Annotated in this window: 16 protein-coding genes; 13 read left to right on the top strand and 3 right to left on the bottom strand. The window is 60.2% G+C overall.

The window, feature by feature from the left end; all coding sequences use genetic code 11:
* Window positions 1–122 precede the first annotated feature (122 nt).
* Complete coding sequence (locus tag H0V78_14270; GenBank protein ID MBA2352899.1) at window positions 123–1,229, top strand: DNA polymerase III subunit beta; 1,107 nt, start codon at window positions 123–125, stop codon at window positions 1,227–1,229.
* A complete protein-coding gene (gene gyrB / locus H0V78_14265) occupies window positions 1,139–3,664 on the top strand; it encodes a DNA topoisomerase (ATP-hydrolyzing) subunit B (protein MBA2352898.1) in 2,526 nt (841 codons plus the stop codon). The genes H0V78_14270 and gyrB overlap by 91 nt, the downstream gene beginning before the upstream one ends.
* A 94-nt stretch (window positions 3,665–3,758) precedes the next feature.
* On the opposite strand, the gene H0V78_14260 is transcribed toward gyrB, so the two are convergent.
* The 3 genes from H0V78_14260 to H0V78_14250 all read right to left on the bottom strand — a co-directional run bounded on the left by H0V78_14260 (window position 3,759) and on the right by H0V78_14250 (window position 8,717).
* On the bottom strand, window positions 3,759–6,332 hold the full coding sequence (locus tag H0V78_14260) for a DNA topoisomerase III (protein MBA2352897.1): 2,574 nt from the start codon (window positions 6,330–6,332) through the stop codon (window positions 3,759–3,761).
* 65 nt (window positions 6,333–6,397) lie between these two features.
* The gene (gene dprA / locus H0V78_14255; GenBank protein MBA2352896.1) at window positions 6,398–7,516 is read right to left on the bottom strand and encodes a DNA-protecting protein DprA; all 1,119 of its coding nucleotides are present in this window, start codon (window positions 7,514–7,516) and stop codon (window positions 6,398–6,400) included.
* 118 nt (window positions 7,517–7,634) lie between these two features.
* Window positions 7,635–8,717 (bottom strand): LysM peptidoglycan-binding domain-containing protein, encoded by a 1,083-nt coding sequence (locus H0V78_14250; protein MBA2352895.1) that lies wholly within the window; start codon window positions 8,715–8,717, stop codon window positions 7,635–7,637.
* Window positions 8,718–8,839: 122 nt separating this feature from the next.
* On the opposite strand from H0V78_14250, the gene def reads away from it, so the two are divergent.
* From def to H0V78_14195, 11 genes are all read left to right on the top strand, one after another.
* Window positions 8,840–9,340 (top strand): peptide deformylase, encoded by a 501-nt coding sequence (gene def, locus H0V78_14245; GenBank protein MBA2352894.1) that lies wholly within the window; start codon window positions 8,840–8,842, stop codon window positions 9,338–9,340.
* Window positions 9,341–9,380: 40 nt separating this feature from the next.
* Window positions 9,381–10,328: a methionyl-tRNA formyltransferase gene (locus tag H0V78_14240; GenBank protein MBA2352893.1), complete on the top strand. Its 948-nt coding sequence runs from the start codon at window positions 9,381–9,383 to the stop codon at window positions 10,326–10,328.
* A gap of 11 nt (window positions 10,329–10,339) precedes the next feature.
* Complete coding sequence (gene rsmB / locus H0V78_14235) at window positions 10,340–11,626, top strand: 16S rRNA (cytosine(967)-C(5))-methyltransferase RsmB (protein MBA2352892.1); 1,287 nt, start codon at window positions 10,340–10,342, stop codon at window positions 11,624–11,626.
* Window positions 11,604–12,170, top strand: coding sequence for a DUF4390 domain-containing protein (locus H0V78_14230; GenBank protein MBA2352891.1), 567 nt, complete (start codon window positions 11,604–11,606; stop codon window positions 12,168–12,170). The genes rsmB and H0V78_14230 overlap by 23 nt, the downstream gene beginning before the upstream one ends.
* Window positions 12,171–12,270: 100 nt before the next feature.
* Entirely contained in the window at window positions 12,271–14,436 is a 2,166-nt protein-coding gene (locus H0V78_14225; GenBank protein MBA2352890.1) for a HAMP domain-containing protein, read from the top strand.
* 31 nt (window positions 14,437–14,467) lie between these two features.
* On the top strand, window positions 14,468–15,727 hold the full coding sequence (locus tag H0V78_14220; protein ID MBA2352889.1) for a sigma-54-dependent Fis family transcriptional regulator: 1,260 nt from the start codon (window positions 14,468–14,470) through the stop codon (window positions 15,725–15,727).
* Window positions 15,728–15,848: 121 nt separating this feature from the next.
* A complete protein-coding gene (tkt, locus tag H0V78_14215) occupies window positions 15,849–17,924 on the top strand; it encodes a transketolase (protein MBA2352888.1) in 2,076 nt (691 codons plus the stop codon).
* A gap of 23 nt (window positions 17,925–17,947) precedes the next feature.
* Window positions 17,948–18,958 carry a type I glyceraldehyde-3-phosphate dehydrogenase gene (gap, locus tag H0V78_14210; GenBank protein ID MBA2352887.1) on the top strand — a complete coding sequence of 337 codons (1,011 nt, stop codon included), beginning with the start codon at window positions 17,948–17,950 and terminating at the stop codon, window positions 18,956–18,958.
* A 48-nt stretch (window positions 18,959–19,006) separates the two neighbouring features.
* Window positions 19,007–20,212 (top strand): phosphoglycerate kinase, encoded by a 1,206-nt coding sequence (locus H0V78_14205; protein MBA2352886.1) that lies wholly within the window; start codon window positions 19,007–19,009, stop codon window positions 20,210–20,212.
* 82 nt (window positions 20,213–20,294) lie between these two features.
* Entirely contained in the window at window positions 20,295–21,731 is a 1,437-nt protein-coding gene (gene pyk / locus H0V78_14200) for a pyruvate kinase (protein MBA2352885.1), read from the top strand.
* A 63-nt stretch (window positions 21,732–21,794) separates the two neighbouring features.
* The gene (locus H0V78_14195; protein MBA2352884.1) at window positions 21,795–22,859 is read left to right on the top strand and encodes a fructose-bisphosphate aldolase class II; all 1,065 of its coding nucleotides are present in this window, start codon (window positions 21,795–21,797) and stop codon (window positions 22,857–22,859) included.
* Window positions 22,860–23,041 lie beyond the last annotated feature (182 nt).

Below are 23,041 nucleotides of genomic sequence, written 5' to 3'. Positions count from 1 at the left end.
TCTACAGGCTAATTGCCCATCGTGCACAGGGGTAGCGCCAGATTAGGCCAAGAAACTCAGTGCTTTAAGGTATTATCCACAGATTCGGCGATGCTTATTACTATTACTAGTCTTTAAATCTTATGAAGATAATACAAGCCGGCCGCGAGGCGCTGCTGAAGCCTTTGCAGGCGATTGTAGGCATCGTCGAACGACGTCATACGCTGCCTATTCTGTCGAATGTCCTCGTCGAACGAAAATCCGGCAAACTGGGTTTTATCGCAACCGACCTCGAGGTCCAGGTTACGACCGAGATCCCGTGCAATACTGAAGGCGACGCAATCAGCGCGACCGTTTCGGCGCGCAAGCTGTACGAGATCCTGCGCGCATTGCCGGATGGAGAGAAAGTGACGATCGATGCAGGCGATCGCAAGCTTCAGATCAAAACCGCGCGCAGTAAATTCAGCTTGCAGACGCTGCCGGCAGAAGATTTCCCTCGCTTGGTAGAGGCAAGCGAGGGCGCGAATACGCTGACCATAACGCAACGCGATCTAAAAACGCTGCTATCCTCGGTGCAATACGCGATGGCGCAGCAGGACATCCGCTATTACCTGAATGGCATGTTGATGATCGCCGACGGGGATGCGCTAATCGCTGTCGCCACCGACGGGCATAGGCTCGCTCTCAGCAAACTGAGCCACAATACAGGAGCGGCCAGACGAGAAGTCATCCTGCCTCGCAAGACGATCATCGAACTCGTGAAGTTGCTCGACGACAGCGACGACGAGGTGGCGATAGCGATGGCAGAAAAGCAGGTGAAATTCAGGTTTTCCGACATACAATTGACCAGCAAAGTGATCGACGGCAAGTTTCCGGACTACACGCGGGTCATACCAGCCCACAACAAAAACAGGATCGCTTTGAGCCGGATGGAATTGCAGCGCGCGCTGCAAAGGGCCGCCATCCTGGCAAACGAAAAATTCCGCGGCGTGCGCCTGATGTTGAGCAAAGACCAGCTCACCATCGTCTGCTCGAATAACGAGCACGAAGAAGCGCAGGAAGAACTCGTTATCGACTATTCTGGTGAGCCGCTGGATATCGGTTTCAACATCACCTATCTGCTCGACGTTCTGAACAGCCGCTCGACTGAAAACATGGAATGTGCGCTGGGAGACGCCAACAGCAGCGCCCTGATCACAGAACCTGGCAACGGCGACTTTCAGTACGTTGTCATGCCCATGCGAATCTAGGAAGGAAAAATTTGGAACACAAGCCGAATAGCGTCAACAGCGCCGCCAATCACGCCGCCTACAACGACGACAGCATCAAAGTCCTGAAGGGTCTGGACGCGGTGCGCAAGCGCCCGGGCATGTATATAGGGGATACCAGCGATGGGAGCGGCCTGCACCACATGGTGTTCGAGGTCGTCGATAACGCAATCGACGAAGCGCTGGCCGGTTACTGCGACGAGATCACCGTCACCATTCATCCGGACAATTCGATCAGCGTCGTCGATAACGGTCGCGGTATTCCGACCGGCATGCATCCTACCGAGGGGCGCTCTACCGCTGAGGTGGTGATGACGGAATTGCATGCTGGCGGCAAGTTCGACAACAACGCCTACAAAATATCGGGCGGCTTGCACGGCGTCGGAGTATCGGTCGTCAACGCGCTGTCGGAATGGCTGCGCCTGACCATACGCATGAACGGCAACGTCAGCCAGGTCGAGTTTCGGATGGGCGTCCCCATGGAACCCTTGAAAGTGACCGGCAAAACTGAACGACGCGGTACCGAAGTGCACTTTCTCGCCAGCAGCGAAATTTTCGGCAATATCGAATACCACTACGACATTCTGGCCAAGCGTTTGCGCGAACTGTCTTTCCTGAATAACGGCGTCAAAATCGTGCTGACCGACCAGCGTTCCGGTAAAGAGGAAAATTTTGCGTTCAGCGGCGGCGTCAAAGGGTTCGTCGAATTTACCAACCGCACCAAATCGGTCCTGCATGGAACCACATTCTTTTCTTCACGACAGAAGGACGGCATAGGGGTCGAAGTCGCCATGCAATGGAACGACTCGTATCAGGAACAGGTGCTGTGTTTCACCAATAACATACCGCAACGCGACGGCGGCACGCATCTGACCGGCCTGCGCGCAGCCATGACGCGAACCCTGAATCAATATATCGAAGCCAACGAATACGCCAAGAAGGCCAAGGTCGAGACGACGGGCGACGACATGCGCGAAGGCCTGGCCTGCATATTGTCGGTCAAAGTCCCCGAGCCCAAATTCTCATCGCAGACCAAGGATAAACTGGTGTCGTCGGAAGTCCGGCCCGTGGTTGAGGAGATCGTAGCGCAGGCGTTGATGGAATTTCTGCTCGAGAAACCGGCCGACGCCAAAATCATTATTGGCAAGATTATCGATGCCGCGCGAGCCCGCGAAGCAGCCAGAAAAGCGCGGGAAATCACGCGCCGCAAAGGCGTTCTCGACGGATTGGGTTTACCCGGCAAGCTCGCCGACTGCCAGGAGAAGGATCCAGCGCTGTGTGAGCTTTATCTGGTCGAGGGCGATTCGGCGGGCGGCTCGGCCAAGCAGGGGCGCGATCGGAAGTTCCAGGCAATTCTGCCGCTCAAAGGCAAAATTCTGAACGTCGAACGGGCGCGCTTCGACAAGCTCGTTTCATCCCAGGAAATCGCAACGCTGATTACCGCGCTTGGCACCGGCATCGGCAAGGACGAGTACAACCCGGCCAAATTGCGCTATCACCGCGTCATCATCATGACCGACGCCGATGTCGATGGCTCGCACATCCGCACCCTGCTGCTGACGTTTTTCTATCGGCAAATGCCGGAGTTGATCGAAGGCGGACATATTTATATCGCCCAACCGCCGCTGTACAAGGTCAAGCACGGCAAGGAAGAACGCTATCTGAAGGACGATCACGAGCTCAAGCAATATCTGCTGCGACAGGCGCTGCAGGATGCCAAGCTGCACCCAGGCTCTGAAGGTGAACCGCTGAGTCCGGAAGCGCTCGAGTCGCTAGCCAAGGAATACCTGCTCGCCGAAGCGGTCATCGATCGCGTGAGTCAGCTCGTCGATAGCGCCGTTCTGCATGCGTTGCTGAAGCGCGTCGAACTGGATTTATCCAGCGAAGCGGCGGCTGCGAAAAGCGCCAAGGCCCTCGCTGCCGCGGTTGGCGCCGAAAACATCAAGATCGAGCCGCGCTACGACGACAAAACCGAAAGTCATTCGCTGTTGATCAGAAAAATGCAGCACGGAAACCAGCGCCTCAGCCACATCGATCAGGAGTTCATCCAAAGCGGCGACTATGTGCAGATCGCACGAACCGCCGAAGTCCTGGATGGGTTGCTCGGCGAAGGCGCTTATGTACAGCGTGGTGAACATAAACTCGCGGTGAACAGCTTCAAGCAGGCGCTCGATTGGCTGCTCGACGAGGTTCGCAAAGGCCTCGGAATTCAGCGCTACAAAGGGTTGGGTGAAATGAATCCCGAGCAGTTATGGGAAACCACGATGGATCCGAAAGCCCGCCGACTGATGCGCGCGCAAATCGAAGACAGCATTGCCGCCAACGAAATCTTCACCACCTTGATGGGAGACGTGGTGGAGCCGCGGCGCGCGTTCATCGAAAGCAATGCCCTGGGTGTGCGCAATCTGGATGTTTGAGACGTTCGAAACGGCAGGAGACCGCATTTCCAACGCGCTTTGAATGACACCCAATCGCCCTGAAGCCGAGTAACGACCGCGTCAATTTCAAATACTACCCTCGGCCCGTAGCAGTGCGCCGCCGCGGCTTCGGCGGTTTCTCGATGACGGGTGCTGGGTGATCGTGCGACGGTGCTTTGAGGGATTCCGCCGCTTTTTTGCCGCCTTTGGCCTTGTTTCCGCCTTTTCCAACCCGAGGGGCGAATTCAAACGAGATCTTGCCGCCCTCCCCGACCACCAGAAACGCGGAAAACGGACGGCCTTTTTTCGATACGAACCTGGTCAACAGATCGGTCTTGCCCAGCGTCAGCAATTTCTCGACTTGCTCGCGCTCGATCGGCCGCTGCAGGATCGTCCGTCCGGTGCTGAAGTCGCACGATTTGTCGGGTCCGGTCGCGTTCTTGCATACATATTTACTCGAAAGTTCGTAAACCCCCGCCCCGCATTTCGGGCATTTCCCCAAAGGCTTTTGCTCGCTGAAGTCGGGTGCTTCTGTCGCGGCGTTGTCTTCGAGCGCGAAATCGAACTTTATTTCGAGCTCCGGGCTCAGCAAGACCGACGCCGTGAAAGGCCTGCCCATTTTACTGCGGAAGCCGGCCAACGGACCCACCTGCCGCTCACGGATCAGTTGCTCCATTTCGGCGACTTCGAATTGCCGTCTGGCAAGAATTTTCCAGAGTGAGAAATCGCAGTTTTCGCACTGGAAGGTTTTGTAGGTTTCCTTGACCACGCCGCCGCACCTAGGGCAGCGCGCCTGCAGTGTGCCGAAGTCACCGGGAACGGTGTCGCTGTCGTGGTTCTTGGCCTGGCGAACGATGCGCTCGGTCATATCGATAATGTCGTCCATGAATACCTCGCGTCCGATTTCGCCGCGTTCGACGCGCTTCAGCTTGAACTCCCAATTTCCGGTTAATTCCGGCGAGCACAACTCGCGGACGTCCAGACCGCGCAGCAGCGTGATCAGCGAGAAAGCCTTGGCGGTCGCTTCCAGCTCGCGGCCGTTGCGCAGCATGTACTTTTCGAGGATCAGATTTTCGATGATGGTCGCACGCGTCGCCGGCGTTCCCAAGCCTTTGCCTAGCATCGCTTCGCGCAAATCTTCATCCTCGATCAGCTTGCCCGCCCCCTCCATCGCCGACAGCAAAGTCGCTTCCGTGTAGCGCGCCGGCGGCTTCGTCCGGTGCGCGACGACTTCGACTTCGCGCGTCGCGACGGTTTCGTTCGCGCGGACCGGGGTCAGGCTCGCCTCCGTGGACTGGACTTCCTTGCCGTAGACAGCCTGCCAACCGGCATCGACCATAACCTTACCCTCGGTTTTGAAAGGCTCGTCGGCGACGCGGGTAATACGCGTCGTCAGCAGAAATTCGGCGGCAGGATGGAAGATAGCGAGAAAGCGCTTGGTGACCAGATCGTAAAGTTTGGCTTCGGCATCGTTCAGATTGCGCGGCGGCAGCGGAGTTGGGATGATCGCAAAGTGATCGGAAATCTTCGCGTTATTGAAAATACGCGGGTTCGGCCGAACCCATCCTTGTTTCAGGATCAGGCTGGCGTGTGGTTTGTAAACTGTCCCCGCCAGGACGCTCAAGGTCTCTTTGACCGTCGCCGCGTAGTCTTCCGGCAGCGCGCGCGAATCGGTGCGCGGATAAGTCAGCGCTTTGTGCCGCTCATAAAGCGCCTGCGCCAGGCTCAGCGTCGTTCTCGCGGAAAATCCGAAGCGGCCATTGGCATCGCGCTGCAGGCTGGTCAAGTCATACAGCAGCGGACAACTTTCGGTTGACGGCTTGCTTTCCTCCGTGACAATTCCCGGCTGGCCGAAGCACCGCTCGCGGATCGCCCGCGCCCGCGCCCCATCCCACAGCCGCTCAGCGCGAAGCTCGGCCTCGCCCGTGGTCTTCGCGAATCGCTCGTCAAACCAGCGCCCGTTGTAACTGCCCGCAGCGGCCTCGAAAGTCGCGTGGACCTCCCAATAATCCCGGGCAGCGAAGCGTTTGATCGCCTCTTCGCGCTCGACGACGATGGCGAGCGTCGGCGTTTGCACGCGGCCCACGGTCGTCAAATGAAAGCCGCCGGCTTTGGAATTGAACGCCGTCATCGCGCGCGTGCCATTGATACCGACGAGCCAATCAGCCTCGGACCGGCACACTGCGGCGGCAGCCAGCGGCGCCATGGTTTCGCCGGCGCGCAAACCTTCGAAACCGTCCCGGATCGCGCCCGGCGTCATCGATTGCAGCCACAGCCGACGCACCGGTTTCTGGCTTTTCAGGTGGCGCATCAAATAATGAAATATCAGCTCGCCTTCGCGCCCGGCATCGCAGGCGTTGATCACGTCGGCCACATCCTTGCGTTTAACCAGCTTTGCAAGCAGTTTCAGCCGGGACTCGGTTTTCTCGATCGGCCTCAGCCCGAAGTGGGGGGGGATCATCGGCAGATGGGTAAACGTCCACTTGCCGCGCTTGACCTCGAATTCCTCCGGGACGCACAGCTCGAGCAGATGGCCGACCGCCGATGACAGAATATGGTCGGCGCTTTCGAAATAGTCGTCGTGCTTGCTGAAACCGCCGAGCGCGCGCGCGATATCGTTCGCGACCGAAGGTTTTTCCGCGATGATCAGAGTTTTACCAGGCTTCACTTCTGGGGACGGGTTGGAGGCAAGCGGCAGATATTAGAAACAATACCCGGCCAACGCAAGCGCCGTCAGCTTGAATCGCCGGCAGATGCCGGCAGGCGCTGGTATAAACCGCCGGGGAGCGAACTGACCAGGCCGTCGAGTTCAAGCGTCAGCAGAATCGCTGAAAGCGTCTCAGCGGCAATGCCCGAACGTCCGCACAAGGTATCGATCGTGCATGGATCGAAACCCAGGTGTTGAAGGACAGCTGCAGCCTTGGCGCCGAGCGCGGAAGGCAGCGGGATCGAGGCTGCAGCGGGCGCACAGCGGCTGCGCCAATTGAGCTCTTGCAGAATGTCGTCGGCGCACTCGACCAGCTTTGCGCCTTGCTTGATCAGCCAATGACAACCTTTGGAAAGCGGTGAATGTATCGAGCCGGGTACGGCGAACACTTCACGCCCCTGTTCGAGCGCGACTCGCGCCGTGATCAGCGAGCCGCTTTGCGTCGCCGCTTCCACCACGAGGCAACCCAGGCTCATGCCGCTAATCACGCGGTTGCGGCGCGGGAAGTTGTTGCCGAGCGCCGGCGTGCCAATCGGAAATTCCGAAACCAGCGCACCGTGCTCAGCCAGCAGATGCGCCAGTTCCCGATTGCGCGCCGGATAAACGATGTCGAGGCCGGTGCCGACGACCGCCACGCTGGCAGAAGCGCCGGCCAGGCCGCCGCGATGCGCCGCCGCGTCGATACCCAGAGCAAGGCCGCTGATTACGCATAAACCCACGTCGCTCACGGCGCGCGCGAACGATTCTGCATTGTCCAAACCCTGCGCTGTGGCATTGCGGCTGCCGACCACGGCAAGCATGGGCTGGTCAAGGAGATCGACCGAGCCTTTCACGTAGAGCAGCAACGGCGGATCGGCGGTTTGCAGCAGCAGCCTCGGGTAGTGGTCGTCACCCACGGTGACGACATGATTCGTCGCATCCTGCAGCCACGCGAGTGTCGCTTCCATCCGTTCGGGCGCCGCGCCGCCGCTGATTTTTTGTGCGGTTGCCGCGGGGACGATCTCGGAAAGCGAGCGCACACTCGCGCCGAGCACTCCGTCGGGCGAGCCAAACCGTTGCAGGAGCTGGCGAATTCCGGCGTCACCCAATCCGGGGATGAGGGTGAGTTTCAGCCAGCTTTGGATGTCAGCCGGGTGTGCCGGCATAGATTTTTGGCGACAGTGGTAATACGACGGGGATTTTCGAAACCGCGAACTGCAGGAGCTTAACCCAACAGCGCGCAAGCAGGGCGCGCCGGATTCGGCGCGCCCTGCAAATCAGGTATTACGGATTCTGCACGAGGTCGAGGACGTTCACATTGCGATTGGTTTGCATGACCAGCGCGTACGATACCTTGTCGAAGGTACGGAAAACGAACACCAGCCCATAGCGCTCGCTGGGCAGCTTGAAATCGCGCTCAGGCTTTTTCTGGGAAGCGTCGTTACCGTAGAACGAACGTGCGCGCAGTTTGACGCTTTCCGGATCGCGATGAATTGCCAGCACATGGCCAACTTCGAGCCCGTCGCGGGCGCCCTTGTTCAAAGTTACGATAGCATTTTGCCCGGCTTCGGCAACCCCGCCATAGGCGGAGATAATGCGTCCTTGCACCTGGCTGTCAGGCGCGTGCGGCGCATACGTCGTAAAGCTGGCCGGCGGGGCCGGAAACAGGCGGTCGCCAACGGTTATTTCCTGATTCGATTTGATGACCTCGAGCGTGGTCGGGGTTGTGCTGTCGCCGGGCTTGACGATCTTCGCCTCGCCGAGGTAGACCGCTTCGTAACCGAGCGTTTCCTTGGTCAGCGGATCGACGAGCGGTTTGCCGGGTCGGAATATCTGCCAAAAACGCGATTCGTTTTCCGGCACGCCCAGCGCGTAGACGCTATCGCCGGCGCCGATGACGACGCGATCTTCCTGCGTCGCAACTATCGCCGGTCCCGAATTCAGCCATTCCTGATCCGCCACCAGCGGCTGACTCAGAAACGGTTCGATCGCCGAAGGCGGAATGCTGGGAATCGATTTTTGCGAGAGATCCTCGCTGCGCGCCGTCGGGCTCAGCTTGACCGTTTCCTGCAGCTTGTGTTTTTTGACCAGGCGCAGACTCGGTCGGCCATTGGTTTTATCGAGCACAATCAAGTCTCCCGGGTAAATCAAATGGGGATTTTTGATCTGGTCTCGATTCATATTCCAGATTTCCGGCCAGCGCCATGGTTCCTTCAGGAAGCGGCCGGAAATCGCCCAAAGGGTATCGCCCTTGACGACGGTGTACTGGTCGGGCGAATTGTCCTGCAGATTTTTGACGCCGAGATCGGCTGCCGCGGCTACGCCGAAACAGACGAAGAAAACTAGCGTTATAATTGACTTGACCATCGAGTTCCCCATAGTGATCGTTGCTCGTCCGTGTCTTTTCCGGTTGCCGCACAGCGACAACCGCAGAAGCTTAACAAATAAGTTTAAATTCTGCATCTAATTTATTAAATTCGCAAGTAAATATGCCGATTCTGAGCATACTCCAATACCCCGAGCCCAGACTCCACCGCGTCGCCGCGCCAATTACCGGCATCACCCCCGAGATCCGAAGGCTGGTTGACGACATGGCGGCTACCATGTACGACGCGCCCGGCGTAGGGCTGGCGGCTACGCAGGTCGACGTCCACAAGCGCGTCGTCGTCATCGATGTTTCGGAAACGCGCGACCAGTTGCTGGTCCTGATCAATCCTGAAATTGTGGAGGCCAGCGGAACGGCTGAGCACGAGGAGGGCTGTCTATCGGTGCCCGGCGTTTTCGATACCGTCACGCGTGCGAAACGCATCAAGGCGCGAGCCCTCGACGTCGAAGGCCGCTCCTTCGAAGTCGAAACCGAAGGTTTGCTCGCAGTCTGCATCCAGCACGAAATCGATCATCTGCAAGGGAAACTATTCATCGAATACCTGTCGCGGCTGAAGCAAAGCCGGATCGCCGCCAAATTCAAAAAGCAGCGCGCTTCGGCTTGAGCGCGGCGGTCGTCAGCGGCATTGGCAGCCGGGTTCGCAGTTGAGACTGGTTTTTGCGGGAACGCCGGAATTTGCCGCGACGGCGCTCAACGCCTTGCTGGCAGCAGGTCACGAAATCGCTCTGGTCATGACGCAGCCAGACCGTCCGTCCGGGCGCGGCATGAAACTCGCGATCAGTCCCGTCAAGAAGCTCGCGCTCGAGCACAATCTGCCGCTATTCCAACCGGACAACCTCAGATCGACAGCTTCCTTGGCCGCGATCGCCGCCGCGAAAGTCGATGCGATGGTCGTGGCCGCCTATGGACTGATCTTGCCGCCGGCCATTCTGGCTTTGCCAAGGTTTGGCTGTATCAACATCCACGCCTCGCTGTTGCCGCGCTGGCGCGGTGCTGCCCCCATCCAGCGCGCCCTCCTGGCCGGCGACATCGAGACCGGCATCAGCATTATGCAAATGGACGCCGGTCTCGATAGCGGGCCGTTGCTGCTGCAGCAAACTGTCGGCATCGAGATGCGGGAAACCGGGCAAAGCCTGCACGACAAGCTGGCGGCCACTGGCGCGCGTTGTATCGTTGCTGCGCTGGAGCAGATCACAGCCGGAAATCTGCAGGCAATCGCGCAACCGGCTCAGGGCGCAACGTACGCCGCCAAGCTTCTGAAAACCGAGGCCTCGATCGACTGGCGGCAGTCGGCTGCCGGGATCGACAGGGTGGTTCGCGCCTTCAATCCAGCTCCGCTCGCGTGCGCGCAAATTCGTGAGACTGCGCTAAAGCTGTGGCGAGCGCCACCTGTCGCTGCCATCGCGGGCGCTCAACCTCCGGGTACAATTGTGCGAGTTGGCGCTGACGGCGTCACCGTGTCTTGCGGCGAAGGCGAAATCCGTATCGAAGAACTGCAAAAAGCCGGCGGCAAGCGGCTTGCGGCCGGTGCATTTCTGCGCGGCTTCCCGATGCAGGCCGGCGACCGTTTCGAAATACCTGCCGTGCGCTAGACCAGAGCGTCTTGTACGAAGCGCAAAATCACGCCGCGCGGACGCTGGCCCAGGTGCTATCTGGAAAAAGCCTGAATGCTGCGTTACAAGCCGTGTGGCTGCAGCATACCGGGCTGACAGCTCACGACCGCGCATCGATTCAGAATGTCTGCTACGGGGCGCTGCGCCATTACGGTCAGCTCGACGCCGTGCTGGCCTTGCTGCTCGATCGCCCGGTGCCCGACGCAGCGCTGCGCTGCCTTCTGATCGCGGCGCTGTTTCAGCTCGAGTACACGCGCGCTGCGCCGCATGCCGTCGTCGATCAGGCGGTCATGGCCTGCGTGCCGCTGGGGGTCCGGGCCGCGCAAGGTATGGTCAACGCGGTGCTGCGCAATTTTTTGCGCCGGCGCGCGGCCTTGCTCGAACTGGCGGCGTCGAATGAAGTGGGCCGCTATTCGCATCCGCAATGGTGGATCGACCGCCTGAAAAGACAATATCCGGAACAATACGCTGCGATTCTCGCCGCCGGGAACTCGCACCCGCCGATGTGCTTGCGGATCAACCGGCGCCGGACGAATCGGGCCGAATACCTCGCGGCTTTGGCGCAAAAGGAAATCGCCGCTCGTGCAATCGGAAGCGAGGGGGTATTGCTCGAAAAGCCGACAGCGGTCGATGCGCTGCCCGGATTTCGCGACGGCTTGGCATCGGTGCAGGACGCCGGCGCTCAACTTGCCGCGCACGCGCTCGATATATGTGATCGACAAACGCGCGATCGACAAACGGTACTCGATGCCTGCGCCGCGCCGGGCGGCAAATCCGCGCACCTGCTCGAGCTTGCGGATATCGAGCTGACTGCGCTCGACAGCGATGCCGGGCGTCTTCGCCGTGTTCACGAAAATCTCGACCGCCTCGGGTTTGCGGCCAACGTTGTATGCGCGGACGCGCAGAACGTGGACGCGTGGTGGGATGGCCGTGCGTTCGATCGCATTCTGGCCGATGTTCCGTGCTCGGCTTCCGGTGTCGTGCGCCGTCATCCCGACGCGAAATGGCTGCGCCGCGAAGCCGATATCGCGCAGTTTTCCGAACGTCAGGCGCGCCTGCTGGATGCGCTGTGGCGCACCCTGGCGACTGATGGTAAATTGCTGTATGCAACTTGCTCGGTGTTTGACGACGAGAATCAGCGGCAGATTGCCGGGCTTCTTGACCGTCACCCCGATGCGCGACGCCTGCCGCTCGATCTCCCGCAAAATCACGACGGACAGCTCCTGCCCAACGCGCAGCACGATGGCTTTTACTATGCACTGCTGCAGAAACGCTAAACTCGTTCTGATTGCCTGCCTGTGGCTGCCTTTGTGGCTGGTGGCGCCCGCCGCGCTTGCTGACGGCATCGCGATTCGCACCGCCGAATTGAGCGTCAACGACGAAGGCTACGATCTGGATGCCGACTACCAGATCGAACTGAATCAGACTATCGAGGATGCGCTGAACAAGGGCATAGCACTTTACTTTGAATTCGAATTCCAGTTGACGCGCTCGCGCTGGTACTGGTTCGATGAAAAAATCGCCACCTTGAGAAACCAGTACAAACTCAGCTATAACGCTTTGACCCGCCAATATCGCGTCGGCAGCGCCGGCAATTTCCAGAATTTCGCGACGCTGGACGAAGCGTTGCGGGAATTGAGCCGGATTCGCGAGCGACGCGTGCTCGACAAATCGGCGCTCGAACCGGATACCTCCTATACCGCGGGCCTGCGCATGCAACTCGATCTATCGCAGCTGCCCAAGCCGATTCAAATCGACGCGTTGGCCAGCCGCGCCTGGTCGCTCGATTCCGGATGGTATAGATGGACGGCCTCGCTATGAGTTTGTTGAAGATAAAAACGCGATCGCGGCACGCGGACCGTATCGCCATCAGATGGACCGCCTGGCCATGAGAGTCACGAGCGCCCGCGCCCGGTCGTTGATGCGCCGGTCCGGCCCCAAGTATTTCATTATCCTGTGCCTCAGCCTTGGCGCGGTTGCGCTGTATATGTTGTCGATCGCAACCGCCAATACGGCGCTTTTTGCCCGGCAGTATCCGCTGCTGCTGGTTCTGAACGGGACGCTCGTGCTATGCCTGATCGCGCTGGTCGGATATCAGCTCGTCAAGCTGCAGCGCAAAGTGAAGGCGGGCGTGTTCGGCGCCAAGCTGATGCGCCGGCTGGTCTGGTTTTTTGCGCTGATGGCGCTGTTGCCCGGCGCGCTGGTCTACAGCGTGTCGGTCGGCTTTCTGGCAAAAAGCATCGATTCGTGGTTCGACGTGCGCGTCGACAAAGCGCTTGAAGGCGGCTTGAGCCTCGGCCGCACCGCACTGGACCAGATGCTGAAGGACCTGATCGCCAGCGGCGATTCGATCGCGCTGACTTTGTCGGAATTGCCGACGCATCAGCACCTGTCGGCGCTGAATCAGTTGCGCGAGCAGACCGGTGTGCAGGAGGCGACCTTGTTCGATCGGCGCGGCGCCGTGGTCGCCTTTTCGACCGGTGAGCGCGCCGACCTGATGCCCGATCTTCCGAACGCCGGCGTGCTGCGCCAGGTCCGCTTGCAGCAGGGCTATAGCGCAGTCGAGGATGTGCCCGACGAAGGATTGCAGTTGCGCGTGATCGTGCCGATCAATCTCTATACGTTCAGCGAGGACGCGCGCATGCTGCAATTGCTGCAACCGGTGCCGGCGCAACTCGCGCAGGATGCCGAAACCGTGCAAAGCATTTACCGCGACTACCAGGAACTGACCCTGTCGCGGCAAGGGCTGAAGCAGCTCTATGGCGTGACCCTGACCTTGGCGCTTCTGCTCGCGCTGCTCGGCGCTTTCGCGCTCGCCTTTTTCCTGTCGGAGCGGCTCTCCGCGCCGCTCGGCATTCTGGCCAAGGGCACGCGCGCTGTCGCGCAAGGCGATTTTTCCCAGCAGCACACCTTGCCCGGGCGCGATGAACTCGGCGCGCTGACGCAGTCGTTCAACCGGATGACGCAACAACTCGGCGAAGCGCGCGCCGCCGCGCAACGCAACCAAGCGCAGCTCGAAACCGCCAAGGCCTACGTCGAAAGCCTGCTGGCGAATCTGTCCGCCGGCGTCATGTCGTTCGACGAATCGTTTCGCCTGCGTTCGGAAAATCCCAGCGCCGGCCATTTGCTGCACGTCGATTTCAGCACCTTGCGCGGCGTCGAGCTGAAGGCGTGGCCGGAGCGCTCGCCGCGCCTGGAAGGGCTGAGCCGGACGATTCTGGAATCGTTTTCTCGCGGCGAAGGGGCCGAGTGGGAAAGGCAGCTTGACTACGCCGATCGCGCCGGCAGCCGCGTTCTGCTGCTGCGCGGGACGCGGCTCCCTGGCAAACAGGCCGACCACGTGGTCGTGTTCGACGACATCACGCACCTGCTGGAAGCGCAGCGTCATGCCGCGTGGAGCGAAGTCGCGCGCCGGCTCGCGCACGAAATCAAGAATCCGCTGATGCCGATTCAGTTATCGGCCGAACGCATGCAGCGCAAGCTGGCCGCCAAGCTCGAACCCGCCGATGCCTTAATGCTGGAACGCTCGACGCAGAACATCGTGACCCAGGTCGCCGCGCTGAAGAGCATGGTCGACGCCTTCAGCCAATATGCGCGCTCCCCCGGCCCGAGCCTGCAAGCGCTCGATCTGAACCGGCTCGTTCGCGATGTGCTCGCGTTGTACGAAGCGCCGGGCTCGCCGATCAGACTCGAGCTGGCGCCGCGGCTGCCGCAAATCAACGGCGATCCGAATCAATTGCGTCAGGTCATACACAATTTGCTGCAGAATGCGCAGGATGCGCTGACCGCGCAGCCGAAACCCATCGTTACCGTGCGAACCACTGCCGCCGAAAGCGCGGTTCAACTTAGCGTGATCGACAATGGCAGCGGATTCCCCGAACAGTTGCTGGCGCGCGTGTTCGAACCGTACGTTACGACGAAGCAGAAAGGCACCGGTCTGGGCCTTGCGATCGTAAAGCGCATCATAGAAGAACACGGCGGCGTCGTTTCGATCAGCAATCTTGAACCGCGCGGCGCCAGCGTGACGCTTTCGTTGCCGCTGGCGGTGCCGCAAGACGCGGCACAAAAATCCGCAGTGCGCGCTTGATGCGCGTGGCGAGCACCCTTACAGGAGCACGATGAATCAGATTCTGGTCGTCGACGATGAGGTCGGCATACGCGAGTTGTTATCGGAAATCCTGCGCGATGAGGGTTATCTCGTCAAGCTCGCCGAAAATGCCGGGCAGGCGCGCAGCATGCGTAGTCAAAACCGCCCGGATCTGGTGCTGCTCGACATCTGGATGCCCGATACGGACGGCATCACCCTGCTGCGCGAATGGGCGAGCGGCGGGCTTCTGACCATGCCGGTCGTGATGATGTCGGGCCACGGCACCATCGACACCGCGGTTGAAGCGACGCGTATCGGCGCCTACGATTTCCTGGAAAAACCGATCGGTTTGCAGAAGCTGCTCAGCACGGTAGGGCGCGCGCTGCGGTGCGGCGAACCGAAGATCGATCCGGCGCTATCGTTGGGCAGTCTGGGGCGCGCGCCGATTATTGCGGAACTGAAGCAGCGGCTCGAGCAGATCGCAAACCTGAAGACGCCGCTGCTGTTGACCGCTGACCCGGGTTGCGAAGTCGAACTGTGCGCCCGCTTCCTGCATCGAGCGAACACGCCATGGGTCGCGCCCGAGCACCTCGGCGTGCTGGCCGAAGCGCCGCTCGATCTGCTGAATCAGGCGCGCGACGGAATCCTGTTTCTGCACGATATCGGTGAATTGAGCCGGATCGAGCAGAGGGGCTTGCTGCTCCTTGTCGCCAAGCTCGATAAATACAACGTGCGGCTGATTTGCGCGGTGTCGAAATCGCTGCCAGACCAGCTCGCCGAGGGCGCATTCGATTCGCGTTTGTTCACCGCCATCAGCGGACTGACGATCAGTGTGCCGAATCTGAGCCAGCATTGTGAAGACATTCCGGATCTGGCCAACCTGATTCTGGCGCGCTGCATAGAAACCAGGCATTCGCCGCGCCGCCAGTTCAGCACGGCTGCGTTGAACGCGCTGCGCAATCAGGATTGGCCGGGTAATCTGGCGCAGCTCGAAAGCGCGGTAAAAACCCTGGCCCTGACCTCGCTCGACGAAGAGATCAGCCTCGCCGATGTCAACCGCGTCCTCACGCAATTCGATATCGAGCAGCGCGCAGCGGGCGGCGTGCTGCCCCTGCATCTGCCTTTGCGCGAAGCGCGCGATGCGTTCGAACGCATTTATTTCGGACACCATATGGCCCAGGAGCGCGGCAATATGAGCCGCGTCGCGGACAGTGTCGGGCTGGAGCGGACGCATCTGTACCGCAAGCTCAAGCAACTGGGCATGCGCCTGCCGAAGAAAAACGACGATTAGACCGAAACTCCGGCAGCACGCCGTTTCGGTGGCCCTCGTACAATCCGCATTGCGCAGGGCTCACGCCGGCCCGTCGTCAGCCGCGCACGGCAAGCCCTTCTTCAATCCAGGAACGTTATTTATGGCCACGCGCAGTGATTTGGCGAACGCGATTCGCGTTCTGGCGATGGACGCCGTGCAAAAAGCCAACTCCGGCCATCCCGGCATGCCGATGGGCATGGCCGATATCGCCGAGGTGCTGTGGAATAAGCACCTGCGCCACAATCCGGCGAATCCGAAGTGGCTGAATCGCGATCGCTTCATTCTGTCGAACGGCCACGGTTCGATGCTGCACTACGCGCTGCTGCATCTGACCGGCTACGACCTGTCGATCGACGAAATCAAGCGCTTTCGCCAACTTCACTCGAAGACGCCGGGCCATCCCGAGTACGGCTACACGCCAGGCATAGAGACGACCACCGGTCCGCTCGGCCAAGGCCTCGCCAATGCGATCGGCATGGCCCTGTCGGAAAAGGTGCTGGCCGCAGAATTCAATCGTCCGGGCTTCGCTATCCTCGACCACTACACCTATGTGTTTGCCGGCGACGGCTGCCTGATGGAAGGCATTTCGCACGAGGTCTGTTCGCTGGCCGGTACGCTGGGCCTGGGCAAGCTGATCGCGATCTACGATGACAACGGCATTTCGATCGACGGCAAGGTCGAAGGCTGGTTCACCGATGACACGCCGCGGCGTTTTCAGGCGTATGGCTGGCACGTGATTGCAGATGTCGATGGGCACGATCCGGAGCATATCGACGCCGCGCTGATTGCGGCGAAGGCAAACACGCTGCAGCCGACTTTGATCTGCTGCAAAACCATCATCGGCAAAGGCTCGCCCAACAAAGGCGGCGGCCACGATTGCCACGGCGCCGCGCTCGGCGCCGACGAGGTCGTGGCGACGCGCGAGCATCTGGGCTGGCCACATCAGGCATTCGATGTGCCGCAGGAAATTTACGACGGCTGGAATGCGCGCGAAAAGGGTGCTACGCGCGAGTCCGCCTGGCGGCAGCTATTTGCCCGCTACCGGCAAAGTTTTCCCGAACCCGGCGCCGAGTTCGATCGCCGGCTGGCCGGAGAATTGCCGGCAAACTGGCGCACGCATGTCGACGCGCTGATCAAGAAAGCGCGCGATAAAGCCGAAAACATCGCCACCCGCAAAGCCTCGCAGAATGCGATCGAAGGACTCGCGCCGATACTCCCGGAATTGATTGGCGGCTCCGCCGACCTGACCGGATCGAATCTGACGCTGTGGTCGGGCTCGCGTACCGTCGACAAAATCGGCGGCGGCAACACGCTATATTTCGGCGTGCGCGAATTCGGCATGTCGGCGATGGTCAACGGCATGGCGCTGTACGGCGGCCTGATTCCGTACGGCGCGACATTTCTGATGTTCTCCGAATACGCGCGCAACGCGCTGCGCATGGCGGCGCTGATGAAGATCCGAAGCATCTTCGTTTATACGCACGATTCGATCGGGCTCGGCGAAGACGGCCCGACGCATCAGGCTGTCGAGCAGACGGCGACTTTGCGCTATATCCCGAACATGGACGTCTGGCGGCCCTGCGACAGCGTCGAATCGCTGATCGCCTGGACCTCGGCAATCGAGCGCCGGGATGGCCCGAGCTGTTTGCTGTTCAGCCGGCAGAATCTGCCGTTCCAGAAAAGAGACGATATTGTCGTCGCCGACATTGCGCGCGGCGGATATGTGCTGATCGACGCTGCGCCGCTCGATGCCGCTCAGAAAAAACCCTCCGAGAAAAATCCCGATGTGGTTCTGATCGCGACCGGCTCCGAGGTTCAGCTCGCGGTCGACGCGGGCAAAGCATTGGCGAATAAGAACATCATCATCCGCGTCGTCTCAATGCCATGCACAAGTGTGTTCGATCGACAGCCGGAAAGCTATCGGCAAGCCGTGTTGCCGCGCGGCACGCCCAGGGTAGCGATCGAGGCCGGCATCAGCGATTACTGGCGCAAGTACGTGGGACTCGATGGCGCCGTCGTCGGCATCGATACTTTCGGCGAATCAGCCCCGGCCGGCGAGTTGTTCAAACACTTCGGGTTTACCGTCGACAACGTCGTGGCCGCGGCGCAACGCGTGCTGTCCCTGAATAAACCGGATGCGCGTGCGGAAACAGGCTGCAACGCTGCGGTAGAATAGCGCTTTTGCGAAGAGGAGAAACAATGGCAACCCGCATCGCCATCAACGGCTACGGCCGCATCGGCCGCAACGTGCTGCGCGCGCTGTACGAGTCGGGCCGCAATAAGGAAATCCAGATCGTCGCCATCAACGATCTCGGCAACGCCGAGACCAACGCGCACCTGACGCGTTACGATACGACGCACGGCAAATTTAACGGCACGATCGAAGTTGATGGAGAATTTCTGGTCGTCAATGGCGATCGCATCAAGGTGCTGGCCGTGCGCAATCCGGCCGAACTGCCGTGGAAGGATCTGAAAGTCGATGTCGTCCTTGAATGCACCGGGCTTTTCACCAGCAAGGCCAAGGCCTCCGCCCACCTGCAGGCCGGCGCAAAGAAAGTCATTATTTCAGCGCCGGGCGGCAAGGATGTCGATGCGACCATCGTTTACGGCGTCAACCACCAAGCGTTGAAAGCGTCCGACACGGTGATTTCGAACGCTTCGTGCACAACCAACTGTCTGGCCCCGCTGGTCAAGCCGCTGAACGACAAGATCGGCGTCGTGCGAGGCCTGATGACGACAGTGCATGCTTACACCAACGATCAGGTGCTGAGCGACGTTTACCACGAGGACCTGCGCCGCGCGCGCTCGGCGACGATGTCGATGATCCCGACCAAGACCGGCGCCGCCGCCGCAGTCGGCCTGGTGCTGCCGGAACTGGACGGTAAGCTCGACGGCTTTGCCGTGCGTATACCGACGATCAACGTTTCGCTGGTCGATTTATCGTTCGTCGCGGCGCGCGACACCAGCGTCGATGAAGTCAACAACGTCATGAAAGCTGCATCGGAAAACGAATTGAAAGGCGTTTTGAACTACAACACCAAGCCGCTGGTGTCGGTCGATTTCAATCACGATCCGGCATCGAGCACCTTCGATGCGACGCTGACCAAAGTCAGCGGCAAGCTGGTCAAAGTGCTGGCGTGGTATGACAACGAGTGGGGCTTTTCGAATCGCATGCTGGATACCACCGTTGCATTGATGAACGCGAAATAGAGTCTCGCTCAAGCCGAAAGTCCTGGTTCGACCCCTCGCTGATCGCTGATGAACACCGCCTCGCACATTCTGAAACTCGCTGATATCGACATCGCCGGGAAGCGTGTGCTGATCCGCGAAGATCTGAACGTGCCGCTGAAAGACGGCGAAATCACCGACGATACGCGGATTCGCGCGGCGCTGCCGACGATACGCGCGGCGTTGGCGGCGGATGCGCGCGTCATGCTGATGTCGCATCTCGGCAGGCCGCAGGAAGGCGTGTTCGACGAGGCGGCGTCCCTGCGTCCGGTGGCAACGCATCTCGGCAAGCTTCTCGGCCGCGACGTCAGACTGGTGCGCGATTGGCTCGATGGCTATGAGCCGGTTGCCAATGAACTGGCGTTGTTCGAGAACGTCCGCTTCAATCCTGGCGAAAAGAAGAATGACGACGCGCTGGCGAAGAAGATGGCGGCGCTGTGCGACGTGTTCGTCATGGATGCGTTCGGCACCGCGCATCGCGCCGAAGCGTCCACGCACGGCGTCGCAAAATTCGCCAAGGTTGCATGCGCCGGGCCGCTGCTGGCAGCCGAGCTCGACGCGCTCGGGCGCGCGCTCGACAATCCTGCGCGTCCGGTAGTCGCAATCGTCGGCGGCTCCAAAGTGTCGACCAAGCTGCAGGTACTGGAATCGCTGGCCGGCAAGGTCGATCGCTTGATCGTCGGCGGCGGCATCGCCAACACCTTCATGCTCGCGGCCGGACACCCGATCGGCAAATCGCTGGCCGAACCCGATCTGGTTGCGCAGGCCAGAACCATCATCGATGCCGCGCGCAACCGCGGCGGAGAGGTGCCGATTCCGGTCGATGTCGTGTGCGCAAAAGAGTTTTCCGAAACGGCTGTCGCGACGCCGAAAAAAGTCGAGGACGTCGCCCCCGACGACTTGATCATGGATGTCGGGGAACAAACCAGCGCGCGCTTCGCCGAAATCGTAAAAAATGCCGGAACCATCGTCTGGAACGGGCCGCTCGGCGTATTCGAATTCGACCAGTTCGGCGGCGGCACCAAAGCCTTGGCGCAAGCGATCGCCGAATCCGACGCGTTTTCGATCGCCGGCGGCGGCGATACGCTGGCGGCGGTCAGCAAGTACGGCCTCGCGGAGCGGATATCTTATATCTCGACCGGCGGCGGCGCGTTTCTGGAATTTCTCGAAGGAAAACCACTGCCGGCGGTGGAGGTTCTGGAACAACGGGGATCGCGGATCGCGGATCGGGTATAGGAGCGCAATGTGCGATCACCCAAGTAAAAAATTGCGCTTTGCGCTTCAGAAAGCCTGATCTGATCCCGATCCCCGTCAAAACATGCTCCGCCGCACTAAAATCGTCGCAACCATAGGCCCGGCCTCGAGCAGCCCGAAAGTGCTTGAGCGCATGATCAAGGCCGGCGTCAACGTCGTGCGCATGAATTTTTCCCATGGCGCCGCCGATGAGCACCTGAAACGGGTAGAGCTCGCGCGCCAGATCGCGCGCAGTTGCGATCGCACAGTCGGCGTCATCGCCGATTTGCAAGGCCCCAAAATTCGCATCGGCAAGTTCGCCCAGGGCAAGACCCGTCTGGTAGTCGGCTCCCGCTTTGTTCTCGATGCCAATGTCGAATTTGGCGATCACGAGCGCGTGGGGCTCGACTACAAGGATTTACCGAACGACGTGGCGCCGGGCGATACGCTGCTGCTGAACGACGGCTTGATCGTGCTCAAAGTCGATGAGGTGAGTGGCGGGCAAATAATCTGCAAGGTACGACAGGGCGGAACCTTATCGGATAACAAGGGCATCAACCGCAAGGGCGGCGGCCTGTCGGCGCCCGCCTTGACCGAGAAAGACCTCGACGACATCAAGGTCGCGGCGCAAATGGAAGCCGACTACCTTGCGGTATCGTTCGTGCGCAGCGGTGGGGACATCGAGCGCGCCCGCAAACTGCTGCGCAAGGCCGGCGGCAAAGGCTTGATGATGGCGAAGATCGAACGCGCCGAAGCGATTACCGCGCTCGACGAGATCCTGGAAGCGACCGACGCGATCATGGTCGCACGCGGCGATCTCAGCGTCGAAGTCGGCGATGCGGCCGTGCCCGCGTTGCAGAAGCGCATGATTCGTACCGGGCGCGCGCGCAACAAGGTCGTCGTCACGGCCACGCAAATGATGGAATCGATGATACAGAGCCCGATTCCGACCCGCGCCGAAGTCTCCGACGTCGCCAACGCCGTGCTCGACGGCACCGATGCGGTCATGCTATCGGCGGAAAGCGCGGTCGGCTATTACCCGGTGGAAGCGGTCGAGGCGATGAATCGCGTCTGCATCGAAGCCGAAATAGAAGGCGACGCGCAGCTCGACCGCCGCGGCTTCATGAATCAGTCGCACACGCGCATCGATCAATCGATCGCGATGGCGGCGTCGTTTTCGGCCTACCATCTGAAAGCCAAGGCGATCGGCGCGCTGACGCAATCGGGCTCGACCACGCTGTGGATGTCGCGCATGCACGCCGGCGTGCCGATCTATGCGCTGACGCCGGTGCAGGAAACCTGGCGCAAGGTCACGCTATACGGAGGCGTGCATGCGATACGCTTCAATACCGCTTCCCTCGATCGCGACGAAGTATTGATGCAAGCCGAAGAGGAGCTGCTGCGCCGCGGCGCGGTCAAGCACGGCGACCTGATCGTGCTGACGATAGGTGAGGCGATCGGACAGGCCGGGCATACCAATACCATGAAGATCGTCCGGGTTGGGCAGCACGATAGCGAGTAGGGTTAAGGCATCGGCGCTGCGTGTCGCTGCGCCGGGATGGATGGGTTTCAACAGGAGATGACAATGGCACTGGTTTCCATGCGGCAGCTACTCGATCACGCAGCTGAACACGGCTACGGCCTGCCGGCGTTCAACGTCAACAATCTCGAGCAGGTGCAGGCGATCATGCAGGCGGCCGACGAGTGCGACAGCCCGGTTATCATGCAGGGCTCGGCCGGCGCGCGTAAATACGCGGGTGAACCATTTTTGCGCCATCTGATCCTGGCCGCAGTCGAAATGTATCCGCATATTCCGGTCGTCATGCATCAGGATCACGGCGCCTCGCCCAGCGTCTGTCAGCGCTCGATTCGTTCGGGTTTTACGAGCGTGATGATGGACGGATCGCTCAAAGAAGATATGAAAACACCGGCCGACTACGACTACAACGTCGAAGTCACGCGCAAGGTCGTCGAAATGGCGCACCCTGTCGGCGTTTCGGTCGAAGGCGAACTGGGCTGTCTCGGCTCACTCGAATCCGGCATGGCCGGCGAGGAAGATGGCTCGGGCGCCGAAGGCAAGCTGACTCACGACATGCTGTTGACCGACCCCGAGCAGGCCGCCGATTTCGTCAAGCGCACCGGCGTCGATGCGCTCGCCATTGCGATCGGCACCTCGCACGGCGCGTACAAATTTTCACGCAAGCCGACCGGCGACATCCTCGCCATCGACCGCATCAAGGAAATCCATAAGCGCATTCCCAATACCCATCTGGTCATGCACGGTTCGAGCAGCGTGCCGCAGGAATGGCTGGCTGTGATTCGCGAATACGGCGGCGAAATGAAGGAAACCTACGGCGTACCGGTCGAGGAGATCCAGGAGGGCATCAAGCACGGCGTGCGCAAGATCAACATCGACACCGATATCCGCCTCGCCATGAGCGGCGCGGTGCGGCGCAATCTGGGGAAAAATAAAAGCGAGTTCGATCCGCGCAAATTTCTGAAGGACGCGATGCTTGCGGCGAAAGCGCTATGCAAGGCGCGCTTTGAGGCGTTCGGCAGCGCGGGCCAAGCCGGCAAAATTAAACCGCTGCTGCTCGAAACAATCGCAGACAAATATGCCAATGGCGAGCTTAGAACAACCTTCAATTAGTCACTCGTGTGTTGCCTGAACTGAGCGGCTCGGCGAAATACGAGATTGACGGTTTTGCAGTAGCCTACTACGTGACGGTACAAACATGAGAATGGCATAAAAGAAATATAGCGTGTGCGGGCCTAGAAAACTGCCGGAGAGGAAAAGATGCATGAAGAGTAGTGCCCAAGAAACAATGGTAG

The sequence above is a fragment of the Burkholderiales bacterium genome (assembly GCA_013695435.1).
Classification (GTDB): Bacteria; Pseudomonadota; Gammaproteobacteria; order Burkholderiales; family JACMKV01; genus JACMKV01.
Note: the sequence above shows the minus strand (reverse complement) of the source record. Positions and strands in the feature narration are given on the sequence as shown.

Bases quoted from the DNA above. Each gene is read 5' to 3' on its own strand.
- H0V78_14270 (MBA2352899.1), top strand. From the start codon at position 123: ATGAAGATAATACAAGCCGGCCGCGAGGCGCTGCTGAAGCCTTTGCAG.
- gyrB (MBA2352898.1), top strand. From the start codon at position 1,139: ATGTGCGCTGGGAGACGCCAACAGCAGCGCCCTGATCACAGAACCTGG.
- dprA (MBA2352896.1), bottom strand. From the start codon at position 7,516: ATGCCGGCACACCCGGCTGACATCCAAAGCTGGCTGAAACTCACCCTC.
- H0V78_14250 (MBA2352895.1), bottom strand. From the start codon at position 8,717: ATGGTCAAGTCAATTATAACGCTAGTTTTCTTCGTCTGTTTCGGCGTA.
- def (MBA2352894.1), top strand. From the start codon at position 8,840: ATGCCGATTCTGAGCATACTCCAATACCCCGAGCCCAGACTCCACCGC.
- H0V78_14230 (MBA2352891.1), top strand. From the start codon at position 11,604: ATGCACTGCTGCAGAAACGCTAAACTCGTTCTGATTGCCTGCCTGTGG.
- H0V78_14225 (MBA2352890.1), top strand. From the start codon at position 12,271: ATGCGCCGGTCCGGCCCCAAGTATTTCATTATCCTGTGCCTCAGCCTT.
- H0V78_14220 (MBA2352889.1), top strand. From the start codon at position 14,468: ATGAATCAGATTCTGGTCGTCGACGATGAGGTCGGCATACGCGAGTTG.
- tkt (MBA2352888.1), top strand. From the start codon at position 15,849: ATGGCCACGCGCAGTGATTTGGCGAACGCGATTCGCGTTCTGGCGATG.
- gap (MBA2352887.1), top strand. From the start codon at position 17,948: ATGGCAACCCGCATCGCCATCAACGGCTACGGCCGCATCGGCCGCAAC.
- H0V78_14205 (MBA2352886.1), top strand. From the start codon at position 19,007: ATGAACACCGCCTCGCACATTCTGAAACTCGCTGATATCGACATCGCC.
- pyk (MBA2352885.1), top strand. From the start codon at position 20,295: ATGCTCCGCCGCACTAAAATCGTCGCAACCATAGGCCCGGCCTCGAGC.
- H0V78_14195 (MBA2352884.1), top strand. From the start codon at position 21,795: ATGGCACTGGTTTCCATGCGGCAGCTACTCGATCACGCAGCTGAACAC.